Source organism: uncultured Porphyromonas sp. (assembly GCF_902489635.1).
Classification (GTDB): Bacteria; Bacteroidota; Bacteroidia; order Bacteroidales; family Porphyromonadaceae; genus Porphyromonas.
Genome location: NZ_CABUAN010000039.1, coordinates 1 through 19,752, shown reverse-complemented (window position 1 = coordinate 19,752; position 19,752 = coordinate 1). Strand labels below are relative to the sequence as shown.

Sequence of the window (19,752 nt, the reverse complement as noted above, 5' to 3'; positions counted from 1 at the left end):
GGCGTATAGGTCAAAATGGTGGGTAAAACAGCCTAATAGCCATTTTCGTACTGAAGTATAGGTCAAAATGGTGGGCGAAGTAGAAGAAAAAAACAGATACCTTTGTTCGTTGACCTGAAACGTAGCCGGCTCTGCAGGGGTGCAACCGGTGAGGGATACGGTCAATGGAGTCAGAACAGTTTACACTGACAGGGGAGGGGTACTATTGCCCCTCCTCTTTTTTGGATGTAAACTGGGCGATATCCCTATGCCTAAAAAACCCATCCACGAATCGTTTCTTGTGAGCTTGGGACATTCCATTATGCGCTCTAAGACGGCTTTTGAGTGCAGTAAATAGCCCTTCAATGGCGTTATTGGTTTTAGGGATCTGTATATCCGGATGTTCCTCGTAAGTAAAGAGTGTAGGGAGGTATTGACGAAAGGAAAAGTGGGCTGATCTAAGTGATTTGTGCGTGTATTGCCATTTGCCGTTTTCATCATTTATGGTCTTCTCCTTGAGAAAAGTATCCCACTTGGTCTCCCACTTTTTGAGCTGCGAGCAGAATGTGATATGGGACATCTTTCCTACACTCATAGCAAGTGCCAGAAGCTCTTGAGACGCCGGTAGTTTGGGTCGAAGAGTAAGTTTTCGTCGGACGATTGCGATAAAGTGATACTGGCACATTTGTGTGGGAAAATGCTTCAGTGCCACATCAAGACCGACTCCTCCATCAGTTACCACTGCCAATATCTTATAGCCCCCTTCCTCTATCTTTTTAAGGGCTGTTGCGTAGTCCACTTTGCTTTCGTGAGAGATCCACTCCCGATAGAGTACGCAACCACTTTTATCGTCCAACGCAACGATTAGTCCTTGGTTTCTACCCCAATACGTCGCATCTATGTGAATAACTCCCTCGCTTAATATGGGCGTCTTAAAGTCAACTGTGACCTCCTGAAGTCTCCGTTTTATCGTGCTCGGACTTACTCCAAGTGCTTCCGCGATTTTAGCCTGCGATAAGCCACTCTGGTACAAGTCCCATATCTGCTCCTTACTTATGTGCCTTTTTCCTGTGAACGATGAGCCACAGTTCTTGCACAAATATCTCTTGTGTGTACCCCTGCGTCCATGACTAATCACACTGAGGCTCCCACACTTCGGACATTTTTTGGTTCATTTTTTCGCCTTTTCAAATGCTCAAAGATACGATAAACACTGGCTTATCCCCCTGTATCACCCACCGTTTTGACCTATACATTCGCGTTGGCTTACTTTTAACACTTCAAAGCTTTTCAAACCCTTATATGTCTCTCTATACCTAGAAAAGACCTTTAACTCACCCACCATTTTGACCTATAAGTCTATAATAATAAGGGAGCGAAAGAGAATCTCTTTCGCTCCCTTATTTAAGGAAGATCTACGGGTCAATACATATAACCGATGGACAGAAAGACGGTATGAGACTGACCATAAGGGGTCACATTCTTGTAGTTGTCAGCTGCCATCTCATCTGCATCCTTGATGGGGAAGCCATACTTGTATCCGGCACCGAAGAAGAGCATATTCCCATACTTCAAGGGGATGCCAAAGTCGCACCTTACGAGCGGTCCAGCACTGATCAGGCTGTAGTCGGAGTGAAGGTCACCGGTAACACATCCACTCAGGGAAGGAATGACATATACAGACTTTAGGTCAAGCGGCACCTGCAGACCCGCAAAAGCATTGAAGCTAAAAAGGGTCACTCGCTTGATGAACTCCTGAGGTATCTCCACTTCCTTGCGATCTTTCAACAAGAAGCTCGGATCCTCCGTTATCAGTGCCGTATCATCCACGAGACAGGGCTGATTGAACCCTACAGACCCGCCATAAGTGAAGTACGTCCCGAGGGATGAGCGGAGCCCGAGGTAGGAGGCCATCCCAAAGTGTGGCGTTAGGTTTTTAGCCAGATCCGCAGTGTAGATAAGCTCGCCTGACAGCGCACCCGTGACCATCTTATGTGGTGGCAGAGCGAGGACTTGACCCCGGTCATCCTTAATGACCAGCTCACCCTTGCGGTGAGGATCGTAGTACTTCACCACCTTATCTATGTCCTCAAACTCCCACTTCAGTCCTCTCACATAGCTACAGAGCTCCGGATCATCGGCAAGGAATCTGACCACTCCGCCTCTAAACTGAGATCCTTCATAGTTGATCCCGTGTACCAGAGCAACCTTTCTTAGGATACCTCCGCGTTTCTCCAAGAATAGTGGGAAGCTGGGCTTTACCACAGCCATACTTCCTCCACTACGTATGATCCGCTGCTCGTTGCCGATGAAGAAGATGTCCCCATTCTCATCAATCTTGTACGAAGAGGCCAGGAGGTAGGCCGTAAGCTCAGGTCCCCTATCTACGAGAGTCATCCATGCGGCATTGCTTTGCAGGAAGGTGGAGAACTTTTTGTACTCAAAGCGATAGCTCGAGTCCGGTTTCTTGGGGTTGCTTAGCTCGATGCCTTTCAGGTCCTCGGACTTGAAGGTGCCGGCTGAATGGGCGAGGGCGAGGTCATCGAAGAGCTTGAGCTCCTTGTCCCCCGACATAGGCATCCTAAGATACCCTGTGTAGGTAGCTCCTTCCTTGGTCTCCAATTGCGCCTTGCAGACATCCCTTGGCTCCGAGGTGAAGAGCTTCATCAAGCCACAGCCTGAGAGAAGCATCATAAGCCCGATCAGGATCGATAAGTTATATGCCAGTTTCATAATAATAACGAAATGAATAGGATAGGTAATCGGCTATCTATGCAACCTGTATTGCAACTCAATAACCACGTTACAAAGGTAATAAAATAAGGCGTATAGGTCAAAATGGTGGGTAAAACAGCCTAATAGCCATTTTCGTACTGAAGTATAGGTCAAAATGGTGGGCGAAGTAGAAGAAAAAAACAGATACCTTTGTTCGTTGACCTGAAACGTAGCCGGCTCTGCAGGGGTGCAACCGGTGAGGGATACGGTCAATGGAGTCAGAACAGTTTACACTGACAGGGGAGGGGTACTATTGCCCCTCCTCTTTTTTGGATGTAAACTGGGCGATATCCCTATGCCTAAAAAACCCATCCACGAATCGTTTCTTGTGAGCTTGGGACATTCCATTATGCGCTCTAAGACGGCTTTTGAGTGCAGTAAATAGCCCTTCAATGGCGTTATTGGTTTTAGGGATCTGTATATCCGGATGTTCCTCGTAAGTAAAGAGTGTAGGGAGGTATTGACGAAAGGAAAAGTGGGCTGATCTAAGTGATTTGTGCGTGTATTGCCATTTGCCGTTTTCATCATTTATGGTCTTCTCCTTGAGAAAAGTATCCCACTTGGTCTCCCACTTTTTGAGCTGCGAGCAGAATGTGATATGGGACATCTTTCCTACACTCATAGCAAGTGCCAGAAGCTCTTGAGACGCCGGTAGTTTGGGTCGAAGAGTAAGTTTTCGTCGGACGATTGCGATAAAGTGATACTGGCACATTTGTGTGGGAAAATGCTTCAGTGCCACATCAAGACCGACTCCTCCATCAGTTACCACTGCCAATATCTTATAGCCCCCTTCCTCTATCTTTTTAAGGGCTGTTGCGTAGTCCACTTTGCTTTCGTGAGAGATCCACTCCCGATAGAGTACGCAACCACTTTTATCGTCCAACGCAACGATTAGTCCTTGGTTTCTACCCCAATACGTCGCATCTATGTGAATAACTCCCTCGCTTAATATGGGCGTCTTAAAGTCAACTGTGACCTCCTGAAGTCTCCGTTTTATCGTGCTCGGACTTACTCCAAGTGCTTCCGCGATTTTAGCCTGCGATAAGCCACTCTGGTACAAGTCCCATATCTGCTCCTTACTTATGTGCCTTTTTCCTGTGAACGATGAGCCACAGTTCTTGCACAAATATCTCTTGTGTGTACCCCTGCGTCCATGACTAATCACACTGAGGCTCCCACACTTCGGACATTTTTTGGTTCATTTTTTCGCCTTTTCAAATGCTCAAAGATACGATAAACACTGGCTTATCCCCCTGTATCACCCACCGTTTTGACCTATACATTCGCGTTGGCTTACTTTTAACACTTCAAAGCTTTTCAAACCCTTATATGTCTCTCTATACCTAGAAAAGACCTTTAACTCACCCACCATTTTGACCTATAAGTCGAACTTTTTAGTTCCAAGGGAGGAACTCTTTAGTTCCAACGGAGGAACTCTTTAGTTCCTACGGAGGAACTCTTCGGTTCCTACGGAGGAACTTTTCGGTTCCAACGTAGGAACTGGAAGTTTCCAGCGTTGGAAAACAAAATTTCCTCCGTTGGAAAAGAAAGTTTCCAAGGGAGGAAAAGAAAGTTTCCAGCGTTGGAAATTTATTTTTCCAACGCTGGAAAGTTTTTGGAAAACCTAAAGTTTGAGAACTCCACAAGTAGCCCGCTCAGCGTACTAGCGTGTAGCGATCTGTGGGGACGCTCGGGTTATTGGTTGTCGTCACGACTAGCGGCGAGCGTGACGCTGGCAGCTTCGATGACGCCAGCGATGGGCGGGATCGCCTTTTGGATCGTTATCTCGCAGCTGTCGACCAACTTGTAGTTAGCTAGGATCTCTGTAAGTATCTGTCCAGCGACATACTCGAGGAGGTTATCTCGCGAGTGGCCTACCTTGTCCGCTATCACATCGTAGAGATCAGCGTAGCTCACCGCATCAGCGACATCGTCGCTCGCGACCGCCTTGGTCGCATCGTAAGTAGCGGTGAGGTTGACGATATATCTATTGCCCAGCACTTGCTCCTCGGGGAGAGCTCCTATATAGGAGTAGAAGTGCGCATTGACTATCCGAATGGTTGCTTTCATGAGAAGGGGGATTGACTTAGTTGGGATCTTTTGCTATTCGTGATCTGTATTCATCATAGCCATCGGCTCCACATGCACTATTACGTGGGTGCGCTCGCCGTAGTGCTCCTTGAGCTTGTTCTCTATGTGAGTAGCCCGCTCGTGAGCGAGGATGACCGGCGTCTCGTCAGGCAGGTAGATATCCACCTCGATAGCGATGGCAGAGCCTAAGCTACGGGTATTGAGATTGTGCGGATGGTGCCCCGGGTACTCCGCCTCGATGATCTCTAGAATCGTCTGCTGCTCCTCCTCAGAGAGACTGTGCTCGGTGAGCTCCCGCCACGGGGTCGAGATAAGCTGTGCACCCGCCCAGACGATGAAAAGACTGACGCCCGCACAGGCCACTTGGTCTAGGATCGCCCACTGATTGCCCAGCAAGGCTGCCCCCAAGACGCCCACGAGGACAGCGATAGAGGAGTAAGCGTCCGTGCGATGGTGCCACGCATTCGCCAGCACCGTATTACTATGCACCCGCCCAGCGACACTCTTGGTGTAGCGAAAGAGCCACTCCTTCGACAGAACAGAGATAAAAGCTATCACAGCCGCCCAGAGCGAGGGTTTCTTAGGGATCACCCCAGAAGCAAAGAAGAGATAGATCGCCTCTCCACTCTTGAGTAGCATGGAGATGCCGATGCCCATCAGCACGGTGGCTATGATTAGCGTAGCTATCGACTCATACTTGCCATATCCGTAGCGATACTTAGTATCTCTCGGCTTGCCCGCGATGCCCACAAAGAGCGTCACGATGATGTCTGTACAGAAGTCCGAGAGCGAGTGTACAGCATCTGCAATCAAAGCAGCACTATGCCCCACAAAGCCCACGACGAGCTTGAGGAGCGTGAGCACTACGTTGACCAAAGCACCCACCAACGTGACCCGATAGATACTACGGGTACGCGGGTCGGTATGCTGCTTGGTATTCATCAGATCAGCGTGTGAGCTGGCTTAGTCCTCGATAAGAATCTTGCCACCATACTTCTCGTGGAGGATAGCGAGTCCGCCCTCGGCCGTCTCTTTGTAGAGACTCGGCAGATCCTTGCCCGTCTGGTGCATCGCTGCGACCACCTGGTCAAAGCTGACACGGTGACGACCATCGGTAAAGTTGGCATAAGTATTTGCATCCAGCGCACGGCTAGCGGCAAAAGCATTGCGCTCGATACAGGGGATCTGTACCAGTCCGCAGACGGGATCGCAGGTAAGCCCGAGGTGATGCTCCAAGCCCATCTCAGCCGCATACTCGATCTGGTGCAGTGTACCGCCGAAGAGCTGACTAGCCGCAGCAGCAGCCATCGCGCAAGCGACACCCACCTCGCCCTGACAGCCCACCTCAGCGCCACTGATGGAGGCGTTGGTACGCACCACATTGGCAAAGAGTCCAGCCGTCGCTAAGGCACGTAGGATGCGCTCGTCACGGAAACTACGTGTCTCCTGTAGATATAGGAGTACCGCAGGCATCACACCGCAAGAACCGCAGGTGGGTGCGGTGACGACACGTCCACCAGCAGCATTCTGCTCACTGACGGCTAGTGCGTAGGAGTAGACCATGCCACGAGTCCGGACGCTATCCTTGTAGCTCAGAGACTTGACCAGCGTGTCGGCCGCTTTGCGACGTAGGCGCAGACCACCTGGCAGGACGCCTTCAGCAGCCAAGCCCTCCTGCACACTCTGCTTCATCACCTTCCATACCTCAGCGAGGTAGTCCCAGATGTCAGGTCCCTCGCAGCGCTCCACGTACTCCCAGTAAGAGAGCCCGCGCTTGTCGAGGTACTCCATGATGTCGGCCATCGTGGAGAGTTCGTAGACAGGCGTAGAGACCTGCTCGTTGAAGTTCTCGTTGGCAAGCGTTCCGCCGCCGATGCTGTAGACTTTGAATTCTTTGACCTCCTGTCCCTCCTTATCAAAGGCGGCGAACCTCATCCCATTGGGGTGGAAAGTGAGCTCCACACGAGGCTCCCAGAGGATGGTCGTAGGATAAACGGGATTGAGTACAGAGAGTATGGCTTGGTCGGTCATGTGCCCCTTGCCGGTAGCAGCGAGACTACCATAGAGCGTGACCTCTATGCGATCCACGGGCAGATCCTTGATCTGCGTTAGAAACATTTCAGAGGCTCGCATAGGAGCTATAGTGTGACTACTGCTCGGCCCATGACCGATCTTGTAGATTTGCTTGATAGAGTCCATCATAGTTGTTAGGCGTGTAGTCTAGTTGACGCACCAAAGGTACGAAAAAAGGGGGCATCAGCCCCCTCACTCGGTTCTCCTCGGCACAAGCAGAGGATTAAGACAAGCTCTTTTGCTATCGCTACGCTTTGATACTGGCGAGGTACTGGCCGTAGGTGCTACCTCGCTGCTGATCGGCTGCCTCTTGTAGCTGCTCCATCGTGATCCAGCCCTGACGTAGAGCGATCTCCTCAAGGCAAGCGATCACCATTCCCTGACGCTTCTGTATGACGCTGACATAGTTGGTCGCCTCCATGAGTGCCTCATGAGTGCCTGTGTCGAGCCAGGCGAAGCCGCGTCCGAGCGAGATGACGGAGAGCTGCTGACGCTGCAGGTAGTAGTCATTGACCGCTGTGATCTCTAGCTCCCCACGCTCTGAGGGAGTGATGCTTTGCGCCACTTGGACCACATCATTCGGGTAGAAGTAAAGGCCCACGACCGCTAGATTGCTTTTGGGGTGCTTGGGTTTCTCCTCTATATCCGTAGGCTTGCCATTGGCATCTAGGCAAACGACTCCATAGCGTGTCGGGTCGGAGACAGGATAGCCGAAGATGGTAGCGAGGCGATGCTGGGTGACGTTGTCGCGTGCGGCCGCCAGCTGCGTGGCAAAGCTAGAGCCGTGAAAGAGGTTGTCACCGAGTACCATACAGACGTCGTCTGAGCCGATGAACTCACGGCCTATGATGAAGGCTTGCGCTAAGCCCTCGGGGCGAGGCTGCTCAGCGTAAGTCAGCTCGATGCCGTAAGCTGAGCCATCGCCTAGGAGTCGCTCGAAGCTTGGCAAGTCTTGCGGTGTGCTGATGATCAAGATCTCGCGAATGCCAGCTAGCATGAGCGTAGAGAGCGGATAGTAGATCATCGGCTTGTCATAGACAGGCAGTAGCTGCTTGCTGACAGACTTGGTCAAGGGGTAGAGCCTGCTGCCCGTACCGCCGGCGAGTATGATACCCTTCATAGAGTAATAGGTTAAAGTGTAGAAACGTAGCGTCTGACCTCAGCAAGCGAGGTATCTCGCTGCAGTACGACACCATCGGACGAGATGACGTATATGACAGGCGTGACGGCTAGATCATAGAGCGACTCCTCGAGGAGACGCAGATCGCCATTGAAGGCGGGCGTACCAAAGGCTGGGAGGTCCGCAAGCCCTTTTTCCCACTCGCTACGCTCATAGACGAGCGAGACATAAAGTATATCCACCTTACCGCTCTGATTAGCACGCTGCAGGATCTGATCGTGAGACACATTCTCCAGCAGATGCGTACAGCGATCGCACCCAGGGGTGTAGAAGATGACCACCTTGGGCTTGTCACGCAGTGCGTAGAGCGTTGTATCAGCAAAGGTGTACCCCTCTGCTGCGGGCTGCGCTAGGGTTATGGCGAAGTCTGAGGCGGGCGAGCCGACTTGATTTTGCGACACGAGTGAGAGCATATCCTTGTAGACCACTTGGTCCACATACTCTACCTGTGGTGCTGAGATGGCCCACTGGAGGGCTTGGATATAGAGCGTATGATTCTTCAGCGGAGAGGCACTCTCGTAGAGATACTTAGTGTAGAGCCGTAGTGCTTCACTTAGAGCTTTGCCACGCATCACCTTGAGCGGGCGGAGTAGATCCTCCTGCGAGACACTTCCTGCGGGCATACTACCATAGATAGCTAGGTAGTCTACCAGTCCCTGCTCCATAGCTGCTGGATCAACGCGCTGGTCCAGTGTCTCTGCAGGCCAACGATCGAAGAAGTGCTCTAGCGCATACTTTGCCCGCTGCAGAGGCTCCTGTATGTTCGCTGGGATTTCTACCATCGGATAGGGTTCAGCAGTTGTACCCTCGCTCAGGCGAGTCGTGTCGACTACCTCAAAGGATGCCTCTACAGGCGAAGGTGCCTGTGAGCGTTGCCCAGCGGTAGCGCTGCATGAGAGCAGAGCCAAGGTGAGCAGGAGGGTCGTAGAGATTAGTTGTAGGAAGTGAGGCATATAGCTCTTACTGTGAATGATACTGAGAGAATAAAAAAGAAACGCACCACGCTCTGACTCATGCAGTGCGTGATGCGTTTTGGGGGGTGAGACTACTTCAGCGTACCAGCCTTAGCCTCTTCGATCATCTTCTGACTAGGTAGGATGAAGACCTCTACACGACGGTTCTTACGCTTACCCTCAGCCGTTGCGTTCGTGTCTACAGGCTCGTGGCTACCACGACCCTCGTACTTCATACGGGTAGAAGAGACACCTTGTCCCTCGAGGAAGTCACGGACGCTCTTAGCACGATTCATTGAGAGTGGATCGTTGATACGATCATTGCCCGAACTATCGGTGTGACCGATGATCTCTAGGACCGTGTCATGGTTCTTGTTTAGGTTTTCAGCGAACTTGCGGAGATCGTTGCGAGAAGAAGAGCTCAGCGTGCTAGAGCTCGTATTAAAGAGTAGACCGCTGTCGAAGACGACCTTGATAGCCTGTCCCTCATTGACTGACTCGACCTGCGTACCCTCGGGTAGCTGCTGCTCGAGCTCCTTCTTTTGCTTCTCCATACGATTGCCAATGAGTGCACCAGCAGCACCGCCTACGACGGCACCAATAGCTGCGCCGGCACCCGTGTTGCCTGCGACCTTACCGATACCAGCACCGAGGCCAGCGCCTACGGCTGTACCAGCTCCAGCACCAAGTAGTGTCTCGTTTATCGCACCACAACCCGATAGGGATAGGGCTACGGCTACGATGCCTGCTGTGATAGATAGTCTGTTCATAGTTTCTGTGATATTTGAGTTAGTAAATATGTCATTAGTATGTGTTTAAGCTTTGGTCTACGCTTTACTGCTAAAGTAACGCATAAACTGCGAGCGCATATAGAGCTCCTGGTCGGACTGCTTAGAGGCGTTGAGGTTACCTCTAAACTCCTCTATGGATCGATAGCCGTGCTGGGTCATCCACTGTGTGAACTCCTCCAGCATCTTCGTCAAGTAGGGTACTCCGTGCTGATATAGTGCGGAGGCGACCTGTACGGAGCTAGCCCCGACGAGGAGGCTCTTGACGATGCCAGCGTAGTCCATCACACCGCCCGAAGCGGAGACAGCGAGCTGCGGTAGCTTGCCCGTGAGGAGTCCCGTATACTTCAGCGTATTGTATAGCTCTTGTCCTGACGAAATAACAGGTCCCTGGACGATCTCTAGGGTCTCTATATTAATGTCTGTCTGCCAGCTCTTATTAAAGCAGGTCAAGCCCTTGACACCGCTCTTGACCAGCTCCTGAGCTAGGTAAAGGATGTTGGTAAAGCGATCAGAGATCTTGAAGACGACAGGTATCTGCACCGTACGGGTGATCGAGATGGCTAGATCTACCAGCTCCTTCTCTAGATCACTACCCCGCTGTGCGGGATCTGTCTCGATGCGCATCACATTGAGCTCGAGCGCGTCTGCGCCTGCCTCCTGTATGCTCTTGGCAAAAGCCTCCCACTCGCCTCCTCGGTAACAGTTAATGCTGGCGATGACAGGGATGTCCACCGTCTTCTTAGCCTCACGGATCAGGTCTAAGTACTTCTCGACCTCATGCTGGCGTGTGTAGTGTAGCATATAGTCGAGCCCCTCGGGATAAGAGGTCTCCACCTCAGCCTGCGCTTGCAGTGCTGTCGCCTCTATCTGCTCCTCAAAGAGTGACTTGAGGATGACTGCGCCAGCACCTGCCTGTGCTATTGCCGTAAGTTGCTGGAGCGAGGCCGTAAGACCAGAGCTACCAGCTATGATTGGATTGCGAAGGGCGATCCCTCCGTAGTGTGATGTCAAGTCCACCATGCTATTTGTGCTATGTTACTACTCGCAAAGATACAAAATAACCTCGATTGCGCTACTGTTTGGTCAATTCAAAAAGTTGTCGTACCTTTGCATCACCAAAACGCAAGAAGAATGGTGCCATAGCTCAGATGGTAGAGCAAAGGACTGAAAATCCTTGTGTCCCCGGTTCGATTCCTGGTGGCACCACTTCAATAACAATTCGAGACCTCGCAATGCCTATTGCGGGGTCTCTTTTTTTATTTATACTTATCGACCGACGGCCTTAACGAAAGCTTTATAGGCGAGACCTTGGGTAATCCGACATTTATCAGTACTTTTGTAAAAGCGTAGTCTAACACTAGAACCAGAAACGATTGACTTATGACACATAGCACACAATATAGTAGATGGAGCTGGCTGATCGCCCTACTAGCTCTCTCCTTTGGGATCGTATCTGCACAGCAGAGCACCACGCCACAGCGGGTGACGGTCGCATTCTATAACTTGGAGAACCTCTTTGACACGATCGATCAGGAGAACAATGACGAGGAGTTTCTCCCCGAGGGCTCCAATCGCTGGACGCCCGAGCGATACCAGCACAAGCTCCGCAATATGTCGCACGTCATCTCGCTCATCGGGGGTGACGGTCCCGCCATCATCGGAGTCGCTGAGATAGAGAACAGAGGGGTCCTCGAGGATTTAATTGCCCAAGACTCACTACGCGACAAGCACTACGATATCGTGCACTACGACTCCCCTGATCGTCGTGGCATAGACTGCGCTATACTTTACCAGCCAGAGGTTTATAAAGTCTTCGCATCAGGTGCTAGAGCTGTGGAGATACCTAACGAGCCGTGGATCAAGACAAGAGATGTGGTCTACGCCTCGGGGCTCCTCGATGGCGAGATCGTACATGTCCTCGTAGGGCACTGGCCCTCACGTAGTGGTGGTGAGGCGGTTTCACTGCACCGTCGTATGGCAGCCGCTCAGACGATGCGCAGCGTTGCGGACTCGCTCTATACGCTCTTCCCAGGCAGCAAAGTGATCATGATGGGAGACTTCAACGATGACCCCATCAGTCCTAGTGTGCGTGAAGGTCTCGGCACACAGACTAGTCCAGATGGACTAAAGCCTGCGGACTACTACACCCCGATGCTACAACTATATAATAAAGGTATGGGCACGCTCGCCTATCGTGACGTGTGGAACCTCTTTGACATCATCGTGGTCAACGGGGAGCTCATCGGCAACAACCCTACTACGTGGCAGCTATACCGCGATCCCGAGACGACTGATATGGGCTTTATCTTCAAGCAGCCCTTTATGATCCAGCAGAGCGGTCAATACAAGGGGTACACGCTCCGCACCTTCGTCGGCGGGCAGTGGCAAGGGGGCTACTCAGACCACTTCCCCGTATATGTCTATCTGGTCAAAGGTGCGACACAACGACAGTAGACTCCTCCCAGCCATCGCTACACACCACCATAGTGTCCACCTAGCATGACCGAAGATGAACTGCAGGAGCAGATTATGAACTCCAAGACCCGCGCTGCCGCTTTTACAGAGGCTGTGCGGATGTACCAGGAGAAGCTCTACTGGTTGATCCGTCGCATCGTCAGGCAGCATGATGATGCGGACGACGTGCTACAGGAGACCTTTCTGAAGGCGTGGCAAAACCTTGGTTCCTTCAGAGGCGAGGCGAAGTTCTACACCTGGATCTATCGCATCGCACTCTTTGAAGCGATCAACTATAACAAAAAGAAGAAGCGCATCGCAGACAACGAGTACGCTGTCAGCGAAGAGACCAGCTATCTCCTAGAGAGTGCCGTGGCGGACCCTTACTTCGACGGAGACAAGGGTGAGCAGATCTTACAGCAAGCTCTCGATAAGCTCCCGCCCAAGCAGCGACAGGTCTTTGAGATGCGCTACTTCGACGAGATGCCCTACCGAGATATTGCGGCCATCACAGATACCTCGGAGGGAGCACTCAAGGCATCTTATCACCACGCTGTCAAGAAGATTCAGCAGTATGTCTCTAATCTGAATTAAACTTACTAGACCTACCTGCATCCAATAGGGTATAAGCAGAGGCCTCCCCCACGAGGTCGCACTTATACCCTATATAGTTACGTTTTATGCCTACACCTTCAGAAGACTTGATCCGTCAGATACCCTCGCTCTCGGAGCGGTTGGAGCATTACCATGTTCCTGAGGGATACTTTGATGACCTATCCACTCGTATCCTAGCGCAGATACCGCTCGATGAGCAGGCACCTGTGGCAGACGCTGTTGAGGCACCTAGCGCACATCGCAGAGCTAAGCTATGGGTGAGACTACGTCCGTGGACGGCTATCGCTGCTGCACTCATCGCCGTGGTAGCTCTCTGGGGCGTATGGCAAGTATCTACACAGGAGCCTCTGCGCTCTAGTGATGAGGTCGCTAGCTCGGTTTATGATCTCAGCGTCACACCGCTCACAGATGCCGAGTATGCTGACTACCTATACGAGACCTGCGTGGACATCCTCATCGATGACTATGCCATAGGAGAGACTCTGGGGGGACTCTATGACGAGGAGATCTAAATGATGACAACGCCTAGACACGACATGACACGAAGCAAGCTTTACCACATACTATTTATACTTCTACCCCTACTACTCCTGCCCAATATAGCTACCGCACAGCAGACCCGCAGTGAGACAGATGGTCGCAGTAGAGAGGAGCTGGTCAAGCTACGCAAGGAGTTTTTCGCTCAGGAGCTAGGACTGACAGCAGAAGAAACTACCTATCTAGACCGTACCCTGCGAGAGGCGGACAAAAAGCGCATACCTCTATGGCGCGAGCTACGCAAGCAGTACGAGGAGACGAGGAGCGGGTCCCTATCTGAGGCGCAAGCAGCCAAGTGCCTCGAGCGCGAGCAGCAACTCAAGTCTCAGCTGGCAGAGATAGACGAAGAGACTATGACAGAGCTACGCAAGCAGATACCCGCACGCAAGCTGGTCAACTACCAGCAGGTACAGCGCGAGTTCGCTCGAAAGTACATAAAGCGCAGTCAACTCAATCGTTCGAATAGAAGGTAGCAAAGCTCAAAAGCTACTCCACAAGACATCAGAAGCTCCGTCGCAAATGATTTGCGGCGGAGCTTCTTCTCTTGAGACTGTTGCATAAAGGCGAATCGCTGTGTTGCTTTCGGGATTCGGCTTCGGTCACATACGGAGGTATGCTCTCTTCAGACCTCACCCTCAGCGCCTTGCGCTTCATCCTTTCTGCAAAGCCTGGACAATCTTGCAAGCAAGATTGTAAGACTGTTGACTTTTGCAACAGTCTCCTTTTATCTCTCAGTGCATAATCGAAGAGCCCTACGTATCGGTCTGATACGTAGGGCTCTTCTCTTGTTTGTGGCTCCTAGACGACTGGAGCCAGCGTGTGTGCTAGCGCGCAGCGTCTAGAACTGAGCGAATAGGCTCGCGGGGGATTACATCATCCCGCCCATGCCTGCGGCTCCTGCCATAGCTGCAGGATCGGGCTTGTCCTCCTTGATGTCGGCGATGACGCACTCTGTCGTGAGGAACATGCCAGCAATAGAGGCTGCATTCTCCAGAGCTACACGCGTTACCTTAGCGGGGTCGATGACACCATGCTTCATCAGATCCTCAAAGCTGTCGGTACGTGCATTGTATCCGAAGGCACCCTTGCCGTCACGGACGCGCTGTACGACTACAGCACCCTCCTTAGCAGCGTTAGATACGATCTGACGGAGTGGCTCCTCGATAGCACGCTTGACGATCTCGATACCTGTGCGCTCATCGTCGGTCTCGCCCTTGAGCTTCTCGACAGAAGAGATAGCGCGGATGTAAGCGGTACCACCACCTGGTACGGTACCCTCCTCGATCGCTGCACGTGTAGCGCTGAGCGCATCCTCGACACGATCCTTCTTCTCCTTCATCTCGACCTCGCTACCAGCACCTACGTAGAGGACGGCAACACCGCCTGATAGCTTAGCGAGACGCTCCTGGAGCTTCTCACGATCGTAGTCGCTCTTCGTATTCTCGATCTGATGACGGATCTGGTTAGCACGCTCTGCAATATCCTCCTTGCAGCCGTCGCCATTGACGATAGTGGTCTTGTTCTTGATCACTGTAACCGTCTCTGCGCTACCGAGCATATCTAGTGAAGTGTTTTCCAGTGTCAAGCCCGTGTCCTCGCTAATGACAGTACCACCCGTGAGGATAGCCATATCACGTAGTATCTCCTTGCGGCGATCGCCAAAGCCTGGAGCCTTGACACCACAGATCTTAAGACCAGCACGTAGTCTGTTGAGGACAAGCGTCGTAAGTGCCTCGCTCTCGATATCCTCAGCAATGATCAGTAGCGAGCGACCCTGCTGAAGTACCTTCTCTAGGAGCGGTAGGAGATCCTTGATGGTCGAGAGCTTCTTCTCGTAGAAGAGGATGTAAGGCTTCTCCATACGGCACTCCATCTTCTCAGGATCAGTGACGAAGTAAGGAGAGATATAGCCGTTGTCAAACTGCATACCCTCGACAATGTCTACCGTCGTATCGATACCCTTGGCCTCCTCGACGGTGATGACACCCTCCTTCTTGACCTTCTCCATAGCCTGAGCGATCAGTTGACCGATCTCCTCATCGCCATTAGCCGAGATGGTAGCCACATGAGCGATCTGCTCTAGGTCGTCACCCACCTCCTTAGCTTGCTTGCGGATGCTCTCGACGACAGCCTTGACAGCCTTGTCGATACCACGCTTTACCTCCATAGGGTTAGCACCAGAGGTAATGTTTTTCAGACCTACATTGATGATGCTCTGAGCGAGTACCGTAGCGGTAGTCGTGCCATCACCAGCATCCTCATTGGTCTTAGATGCCACCTCACGTACGAGCTGGGCACCCATATTCTCAAATTCGTTCTCTAGCTCGATCTCCTTAGCGACCGTCACGCCATCCTTGGTAATGTGTGGAGCGCCATAGCTGCGAGAGAGGATCACATTGCGACCCTTCGGGCCTAGTGTCACCTTTACAGCGTCTGATAGCTGGTCTACGCCACGCTTGAGGAGGTCACGAGCCTCTATGTCAAACTTAATTTCCTTTGCCATAATTGTATCTGTCTATTTACTTGATTCTTGATTAGGATAAGACTGAGTGGACTAGAGCGTAGCGAGTACGTCACTCTGCTTCATGATCATGAGCTTCTCGCCCTCGATCTCTATCTCCGTGCCGGCATACTTGCCGTATAGCACCTTGTCCCCCACCTTGAGGACCATCTCCTCATCTTTCGTTCCCTTGCCCACAGCGAGTACCTCGCCCTTGAGGGGCTTCTCCTTTGCTGAGTCTGGGATGATGATACCTCCTTGTGTCTTCTCCTCTGCAGTAGCGGGCTTGATTAGCACGCGATCTGCCAATGGTTTGATTGTCATAGTTTATCTTGGTTATATATTAATGTCTCACTTACCGTACCCCCCGCCATGCAGGAGGCACGCATTAGGACTAGAGCAAATAATGTGCCAAAAGAGAGAAAGCTCCTCTTGACAAAAGTATCGTGACAGAATAGCACGGACAATAGTGACGGGGTAGAACGTCGATACAACTAACGATTTGCTACCGACAGAGCCTGGGATAGAGCCGCAGGTCCTCGCCCAATGAGGAGTACCATGTGGGAGCCACCCACGGTGTGGATAATCTGCGTAAGATGCCGTCCCATACTGATGGGACGAAAAAATCCCAAGGGAGGGATTTCAAAATCCCCACGGAGGGACGAAATGATCCCAACGGAGGGACGAAATGATCCCCACGTGGGGACGAAGCATTTCCTACGTAGGGGCAAAATAAAACTTCGGAAGAATGAAATGAAACTTCGGAGGAAATGAATCGCGCCCACGTGGAAAATAAAAATAGCCACGTGGATCTCCACGTGGCTATCGTAGCAAAGTCGATTATCGACTATTTATGCTGTCCGGTAAAAGTCGGATAGATTATAGCGAAATCTTGAGTGAGGCGGAGTTGCCCTGAGCACCCACTGCTAGGACGATGTAGTCGCCCTGCGGCAGCGTGTGACGTAGGGGAGCCATGTCTAGCTGCGTGGTCTGTGCACTCTGATAGAGTAGCTCTCCCTGCGCGTTGAAGAGGTAGATGCAACTAGGCTCAGCGACGTGGAGTAGCTCTCCGTCAAATCTCAAGTCCTGCTTCATGGCTCCGCATACGGGTACGATGGGTAGGATGCTCTGCCCAAAGCGGAAGTAGCTGTTGCGATAAGTCTTGGAGGCCTCGTTTGGATAGCCTAAGAGCGTTACCGTCTTGCCATCTAAGCTCACCTCAGGCCAACCTGTATGGATGGTAGACTCGCCCGATACGGGATCTGGCATAGAGTAAAAAGTAGAGAAGTCTTGCTGCGTCTCCCGCTTGACCCACTCTACGAGTGAGAGCGTCTTCTGGTCATGAGTGTAGACGAAAGCATCCCAGTAGCGACCACTGACAGGAGAGGCATAGAGGAGCTCACGCTGCTCTCCTACGAGGTCGCGAGGATTGACCTCTTCGGAGGTCCCTTCGGGATAATTGATCAGCTCGGCTTTGCCACTCGTCAGGTCTACAGAGAGATACTTGACCGCCTTAGTAAAGCGGAAACCCTCGTCATCGACACCTTTTTCGATTATGGTCACTAGAGCATAGCGCCCCTTGCCTCCTACTGCAAGGGAGTGTTGCTTCATAGATAGATTACGAGAGAAGAGGTCGAAGAGTCGGTAGTACTCGTCACACGCTTTGTTGTAAGCGTCCTCCTGCTCTTTAAGCTTTTGCTCATCGTAATTAGGATCGTCTGGATCGGAGGTCGCAGTCACATAGTCGTCATACTCGGGGTGTGGAGGCACTATGATGCTGTGGTCAAAGAGCACGTCATCTGCGGGGAACTGTATACCATAGGTGCCATCAGCCTTTCTTTGATAGGTCATGACGGTCGCTAGGTTACCACTCTCCTCCACTAGAAAGCCTACTAGTGTAGCACCATCTTCGCTTACATATATCAGTCTAAACTGCTGAGGGGTAGTGCCGAGTGGGTCTTTGTCAGGGACGGGCAGCGTGCTTACCTTATAGCTCTTGCCATCAGCACTACGCTCTCCGATGACTGGTATAGACTCCCAGCCAGAATCGAGGATCGTACCGCAAAAGTACTTAGCATCACTGGTCAGGTGCCAGAGTGTGAAGTAAGGGTGATCGGGGTCGGGCGATGTAACGAATACGCTATGCTCCCCATTGGTGGAGTCTAGAGGTACTAGTACAACCCCATTAGATAGTCCAGACTGCTCGCCAGCCGATGCTGTCTGCAGGAGAGACCAGCCGTCAGAAGAGATGCCGACGACCTCGCAGGTGGTCGTCTCGTCGCCATAGATGGCGTACTTGTTTGTCTTCGTATCGAGAGCGAAGCCACGACCGCCCAGAGCACCATAGAGGTAGCGACCATTGCCACTAGAGCCTAGGAGTGCCATGCTGGATAGTTCGTCGGGCAGGTCTGTCGGATTGGTCTCGATAGTCAGGCTCTGCGCACTTGTCAAGGTCACACAAGATAACCATGTGAGGACCAAAAAGAGTAGCTGTGTTCGTTTCATAGTAAGTCTTATTGTTAGATGTGAATACTCTACAGCAAAGATAGTCTATGAATTTGAGATATGCAACGAAAGGCTATTACTTAGACTCCGCAAAGTTGACGATCGACGCTCTAGATGCCGGGCCAGAGGGAGAGATCGTCCGTGGGATGCGCTGCCTCGACACGGGTCTCGATATTGTCGGGGAGGTTGTGAAAGAAGTCTAGCCCTGTGCGCTCCTCTAGCTTGTCGATAGAGATAGCAACCGTGCGAGGACGGGCCACCTGAGCTGGACTGGTGTGCTCCACCCAGAAGGCGATCGCCTGATAGTGGTCGCCGCGCTGCGCCAGGATAGCCATCCAGTAGTAGCGTGGCACGGTGATGCCGCCCACGGTGACGCCAAGGGTCTCCCCCTCTCGCAGGGTACCCCCCTTGGCCACATAGAGCTTGTCACGCAGACGACTATTGCGCGCCCAGTCCTGTACCAGTTGCTCGAGCTGTAGCCACACGCCTATATTAAGATTGCGTCGCTGCGGACTCATATTGGTATAGTAAAAGGTTTGCTCGTTTGCCTCCTTGGAGTAAAGACGATCGGCCGATGCGACAATATGTCCGCGGTCATACCCCTTGAAAGCACTCTGCGTAACCTCGTACTGACTCGGCACAAAGGGATCCCAGCTCCAAGCGTCACTGCTGCGCCCGGTGTGTCGCTGACAAGTGTACTCATCGGCACTGTAGCAGACCCAGATAGGATGGTGGTAGACGACATCATACTCGACAGAAAAGTTGACACGCTGTCCCTGCTCTACTCGGTGGGTGATGTAGTAAGCGGAGCTACGACCCGAGAGCTTAGGAGCCTCTAGGAGAGAGACGTCGCCCAGGATTGTCTCACTGCCATACTCGCCACTGCCACCCGTATGCCCAGCTGCTTGCTGCTGGGTGATGGCGTAGGTGACGCTTTTGCCATTGGCTGAGAGTGTCAACTGAGCTTTGCGCTCTCCACCCTCGTTGGCAGAGATCGAGACGATCACCTCCTGCTTGCCCGCATGGCCCTCGCTGGGGGATACGGATAGCCACGTCTCGGGCGATGCGGTGAGCGTCCAGCTAGTCGGAGCCTCGACTGTCACGAAGAAGTCTAACGGCTCAGCACTCACGACCCGCATCGAAGCTCCTGTACGATCGTAGAGGGCTAGCTCTGTGGGTAGCTCGGGCTGTGACGTGCCTTGTGGCTTACAACCAACGAGTAGGAGTGCCAACCAACCTACGAGTAGGAGCATCTGGCGACTGTTGCATAAAGGCGAATCGCTGTGTTGCTTTCGGGAT

Annotated in this window: 18 protein-coding genes and 1 tRNA gene; 5 read left to right on the top strand and 14 right to left on the bottom strand. The window is 52.1% G+C overall.

Translation table 11 applies throughout. The features are described 5' to 3' along the window. Positions 1 to 202: 202 nt before the first annotated feature. The 10 genes from RDM37_RS07335 to RDM37_RS07290 all read right to left on the bottom strand — a co-directional run bounded on the left by RDM37_RS07335 (position 203) and on the right by RDM37_RS07290 (position 10,862). A complete protein-coding gene (locus RDM37_RS07335; RefSeq protein ID WP_308556321.1) occupies positions 203 to 1,078 on the bottom strand; it encodes a helix-turn-helix domain-containing protein in 876 nt (291 codons plus the stop codon). Between the two features lie 323 nt (positions 1,079 to 1,401). After that, positions 1,402 to 2,712, bottom strand: coding sequence for a hypothetical protein (locus tag RDM37_RS07330; RefSeq protein ID WP_308556323.1), 1,311 nt, complete (start codon positions 2,710 to 2,712; stop codon positions 1,402 to 1,404). 292 nt (positions 2,713 to 3,004) lie between these two features. Continuing rightward, on the bottom strand, positions 3,005 to 3,880 hold the full coding sequence (locus RDM37_RS07325) for a helix-turn-helix domain-containing protein (RefSeq protein ID WP_308556321.1): 876 nt from the start codon (positions 3,878 to 3,880) through the stop codon (positions 3,005 to 3,007). 569 nt (positions 3,881 to 4,449) lie between these two features. After that, complete coding sequence (gene folB / locus RDM37_RS07320) at positions 4,450 to 4,824, bottom strand: dihydroneopterin aldolase (RefSeq protein ID WP_308556319.1); 375 nt, start codon at positions 4,822 to 4,824, stop codon at positions 4,450 to 4,452. A 33-nt stretch (positions 4,825 to 4,857) separates the two neighbouring features. After that, positions 4,858 to 5,787 carry a cation diffusion facilitator family transporter gene (locus RDM37_RS07315; protein WP_308556317.1) on the bottom strand — a complete coding sequence of 310 codons (930 nt, stop codon included), beginning with the start codon at positions 5,785 to 5,787 and terminating at the stop codon, positions 4,858 to 4,860. A 21-nt stretch (positions 5,788 to 5,808) separates the two neighbouring features. Next, positions 5,809 to 7,044 carry an L-serine ammonia-lyase gene (locus tag RDM37_RS07310; RefSeq protein WP_308556325.1) on the bottom strand — a complete coding sequence of 412 codons (1,236 nt, stop codon included), beginning with the start codon at positions 7,042 to 7,044 and terminating at the stop codon, positions 5,809 to 5,811. Between the two features lie 121 nt (positions 7,045 to 7,165). Next, positions 7,166 to 8,038 (bottom strand): glucose-1-phosphate thymidylyltransferase RfbA, encoded by an 873-nt coding sequence (rfbA, locus tag RDM37_RS07305; protein WP_308556315.1) that lies wholly within the window; start codon positions 8,036 to 8,038, stop codon positions 7,166 to 7,168. 11 nt (positions 8,039 to 8,049) lie between these two features. After that, positions 8,050 to 9,051, bottom strand: coding sequence for a DUF5106 domain-containing protein (locus tag RDM37_RS07300; RefSeq protein ID WP_308556313.1), 1,002 nt, complete (start codon positions 9,049 to 9,051; stop codon positions 8,050 to 8,052). A 92-nt stretch (positions 9,052 to 9,143) separates the two neighbouring features. Beyond that, positions 9,144 to 9,821 carry an OmpA family protein gene (locus tag RDM37_RS07295; protein ID WP_298889592.1) on the bottom strand — a complete coding sequence of 226 codons (678 nt, stop codon included), beginning with the start codon at positions 9,819 to 9,821 and terminating at the stop codon, positions 9,144 to 9,146. 57 nt (positions 9,822 to 9,878) lie between these two features. Next, positions 9,879 to 10,862 carry a dihydroorotate dehydrogenase-like protein gene (locus RDM37_RS07290; protein WP_308556310.1) on the bottom strand — a complete coding sequence of 328 codons (984 nt, stop codon included), beginning with the start codon at positions 10,860 to 10,862 and terminating at the stop codon, positions 9,879 to 9,881. A gap of 113 nt (positions 10,863 to 10,975) precedes the next feature. On the opposite strand from RDM37_RS07290, the gene RDM37_RS07285 reads away from it, so the two are divergent. The 5 genes from RDM37_RS07285 (at position 10,976) to RDM37_RS07265 (ending at position 13,921) form a co-directional block, all read left to right on the top strand. Further along, positions 10,976 to 11,048: transfer RNA gene (locus RDM37_RS07285), tRNA-Phe, on the top strand. Between the two features lie 174 nt (positions 11,049 to 11,222). Further along, positions 11,223 to 12,296, top strand: a complete 1,074-nt coding sequence (locus RDM37_RS07280; RefSeq protein WP_308556308.1) for an endonuclease/exonuclease/phosphatase family protein — start codon at positions 11,223 to 11,225, stop codon at positions 12,294 to 12,296. A gap of 45 nt (positions 12,297 to 12,341) precedes the next feature. Next, entirely contained in the window at positions 12,342 to 12,890 is a 549-nt protein-coding gene (locus tag RDM37_RS07275; protein ID WP_299369200.1) for an RNA polymerase sigma factor, read from the top strand. A gap of 86 nt (positions 12,891 to 12,976) precedes the next feature. Next, positions 12,977 to 13,423, top strand: a complete 447-nt coding sequence (locus tag RDM37_RS07270; protein WP_299369202.1) for a hypothetical protein — start codon at positions 12,977 to 12,979, stop codon at positions 13,421 to 13,423. A 24-nt stretch (positions 13,424 to 13,447) separates the two neighbouring features. Further along, complete coding sequence (locus RDM37_RS07265) at positions 13,448 to 13,921, top strand: hypothetical protein (protein ID WP_308556305.1); 474 nt, start codon at positions 13,448 to 13,450, stop codon at positions 13,919 to 13,921. A gap of 395 nt (positions 13,922 to 14,316) precedes the next feature. On the opposite strand, the gene groL is transcribed toward RDM37_RS07265, so the two are convergent. The 4 genes from groL to RDM37_RS07245 all read right to left on the bottom strand — a co-directional run. After that, positions 14,317 to 15,951 (bottom strand): chaperonin GroEL, encoded by a 1,635-nt coding sequence (gene groL, locus RDM37_RS07260; protein WP_308556303.1) that lies wholly within the window; start codon positions 15,949 to 15,951, stop codon positions 14,317 to 14,319. Between the two features lie 51 nt (positions 15,952 to 16,002). Beyond that, complete coding sequence (locus RDM37_RS07255; protein ID WP_025882864.1) at positions 16,003 to 16,272, bottom strand: co-chaperone GroES; 270 nt, start codon at positions 16,270 to 16,272, stop codon at positions 16,003 to 16,005. A 555-nt stretch (positions 16,273 to 16,827) separates the two neighbouring features. Continuing rightward, a complete protein-coding gene (locus RDM37_RS07250; RefSeq protein WP_308556301.1) occupies positions 16,828 to 18,453 on the bottom strand; it encodes a hypothetical protein in 1,626 nt (541 codons plus the stop codon). A gap of 110 nt (positions 18,454 to 18,563) precedes the next feature. Then, positions 18,564 to 19,752 (bottom strand): DNA/RNA non-specific endonuclease (locus tag RDM37_RS07245; RefSeq protein WP_308556299.1); only part of this gene is annotated, 1,189 nt, incomplete at its 5' end.

Bases quoted from the DNA above. Each gene is read 5' to 3' on its own strand.
- rfbA (WP_308556315.1), bottom strand. From the start codon at position 8,038: ATGAAGGGTATCATACTCGCCGGCGGTACGGGCAGCAGGCTCTACCCC.
- RDM37_RS07255 (WP_025882864.1), bottom strand. From the start codon at position 16,272: ATGACAATCAAACCATTGGCAGATCGCGTGCTAATCAAGCCCGCTACT.
- RDM37_RS07270 (WP_299369202.1), top strand. From the start codon at position 12,977: ATGCCTACACCTTCAGAAGACTTGATCCGTCAGATACCCTCGCTCTCG.
- RDM37_RS07250 (WP_308556301.1), bottom strand. From the start codon at position 18,453: ATGAAACGAACACAGCTACTCTTTTTGGTCCTCACATGGTTATCTTGT.
- RDM37_RS07265 (WP_308556305.1), top strand. From the start codon at position 13,448: ATGACACGAAGCAAGCTTTACCACATACTATTTATACTTCTACCCCTA.
- RDM37_RS07275 (WP_299369200.1), top strand. From the start codon at position 12,342: ATGACCGAAGATGAACTGCAGGAGCAGATTATGAACTCCAAGACCCGC.
- RDM37_RS07310 (WP_308556325.1), bottom strand. From the start codon at position 7,044: ATGGACTCTATCAAGCAAATCTACAAGATCGGTCATGGGCCGAGCAGT.
- RDM37_RS07290 (WP_308556310.1), bottom strand. From the start codon at position 10,862: ATGGTGGACTTGACATCACACTACGGAGGGATCGCCCTTCGCAATCCA.
- folB (WP_308556319.1), bottom strand. From the start codon at position 4,824: ATGAAAGCAACCATTCGGATAGTCAATGCGCACTTCTACTCCTATATA.
- RDM37_RS07315 (WP_308556317.1), bottom strand. From the start codon at position 5,787: ATGAATACCAAGCAGCATACCGACCCGCGTACCCGTAGTATCTATCGG.
- groL (WP_308556303.1), bottom strand. From the start codon at position 15,951: ATGGCAAAGGAAATTAAGTTTGACATAGAGGCTCGTGACCTCCTCAAG.
- RDM37_RS07300 (WP_308556313.1), bottom strand. From the start codon at position 9,051: ATGCCTCACTTCCTACAACTAATCTCTACGACCCTCCTGCTCACCTTG.
- RDM37_RS07330 (WP_308556323.1), bottom strand. From the start codon at position 2,712: ATGAAACTGGCATATAACTTATCGATCCTGATCGGGCTTATGATGCTT.
- RDM37_RS07280 (WP_308556308.1), top strand. From the start codon at position 11,223: ATGACACATAGCACACAATATAGTAGATGGAGCTGGCTGATCGCCCTA.
- RDM37_RS07295 (WP_298889592.1), bottom strand. From the start codon at position 9,821: ATGAACAGACTATCTATCACAGCAGGCATCGTAGCCGTAGCCCTATCC.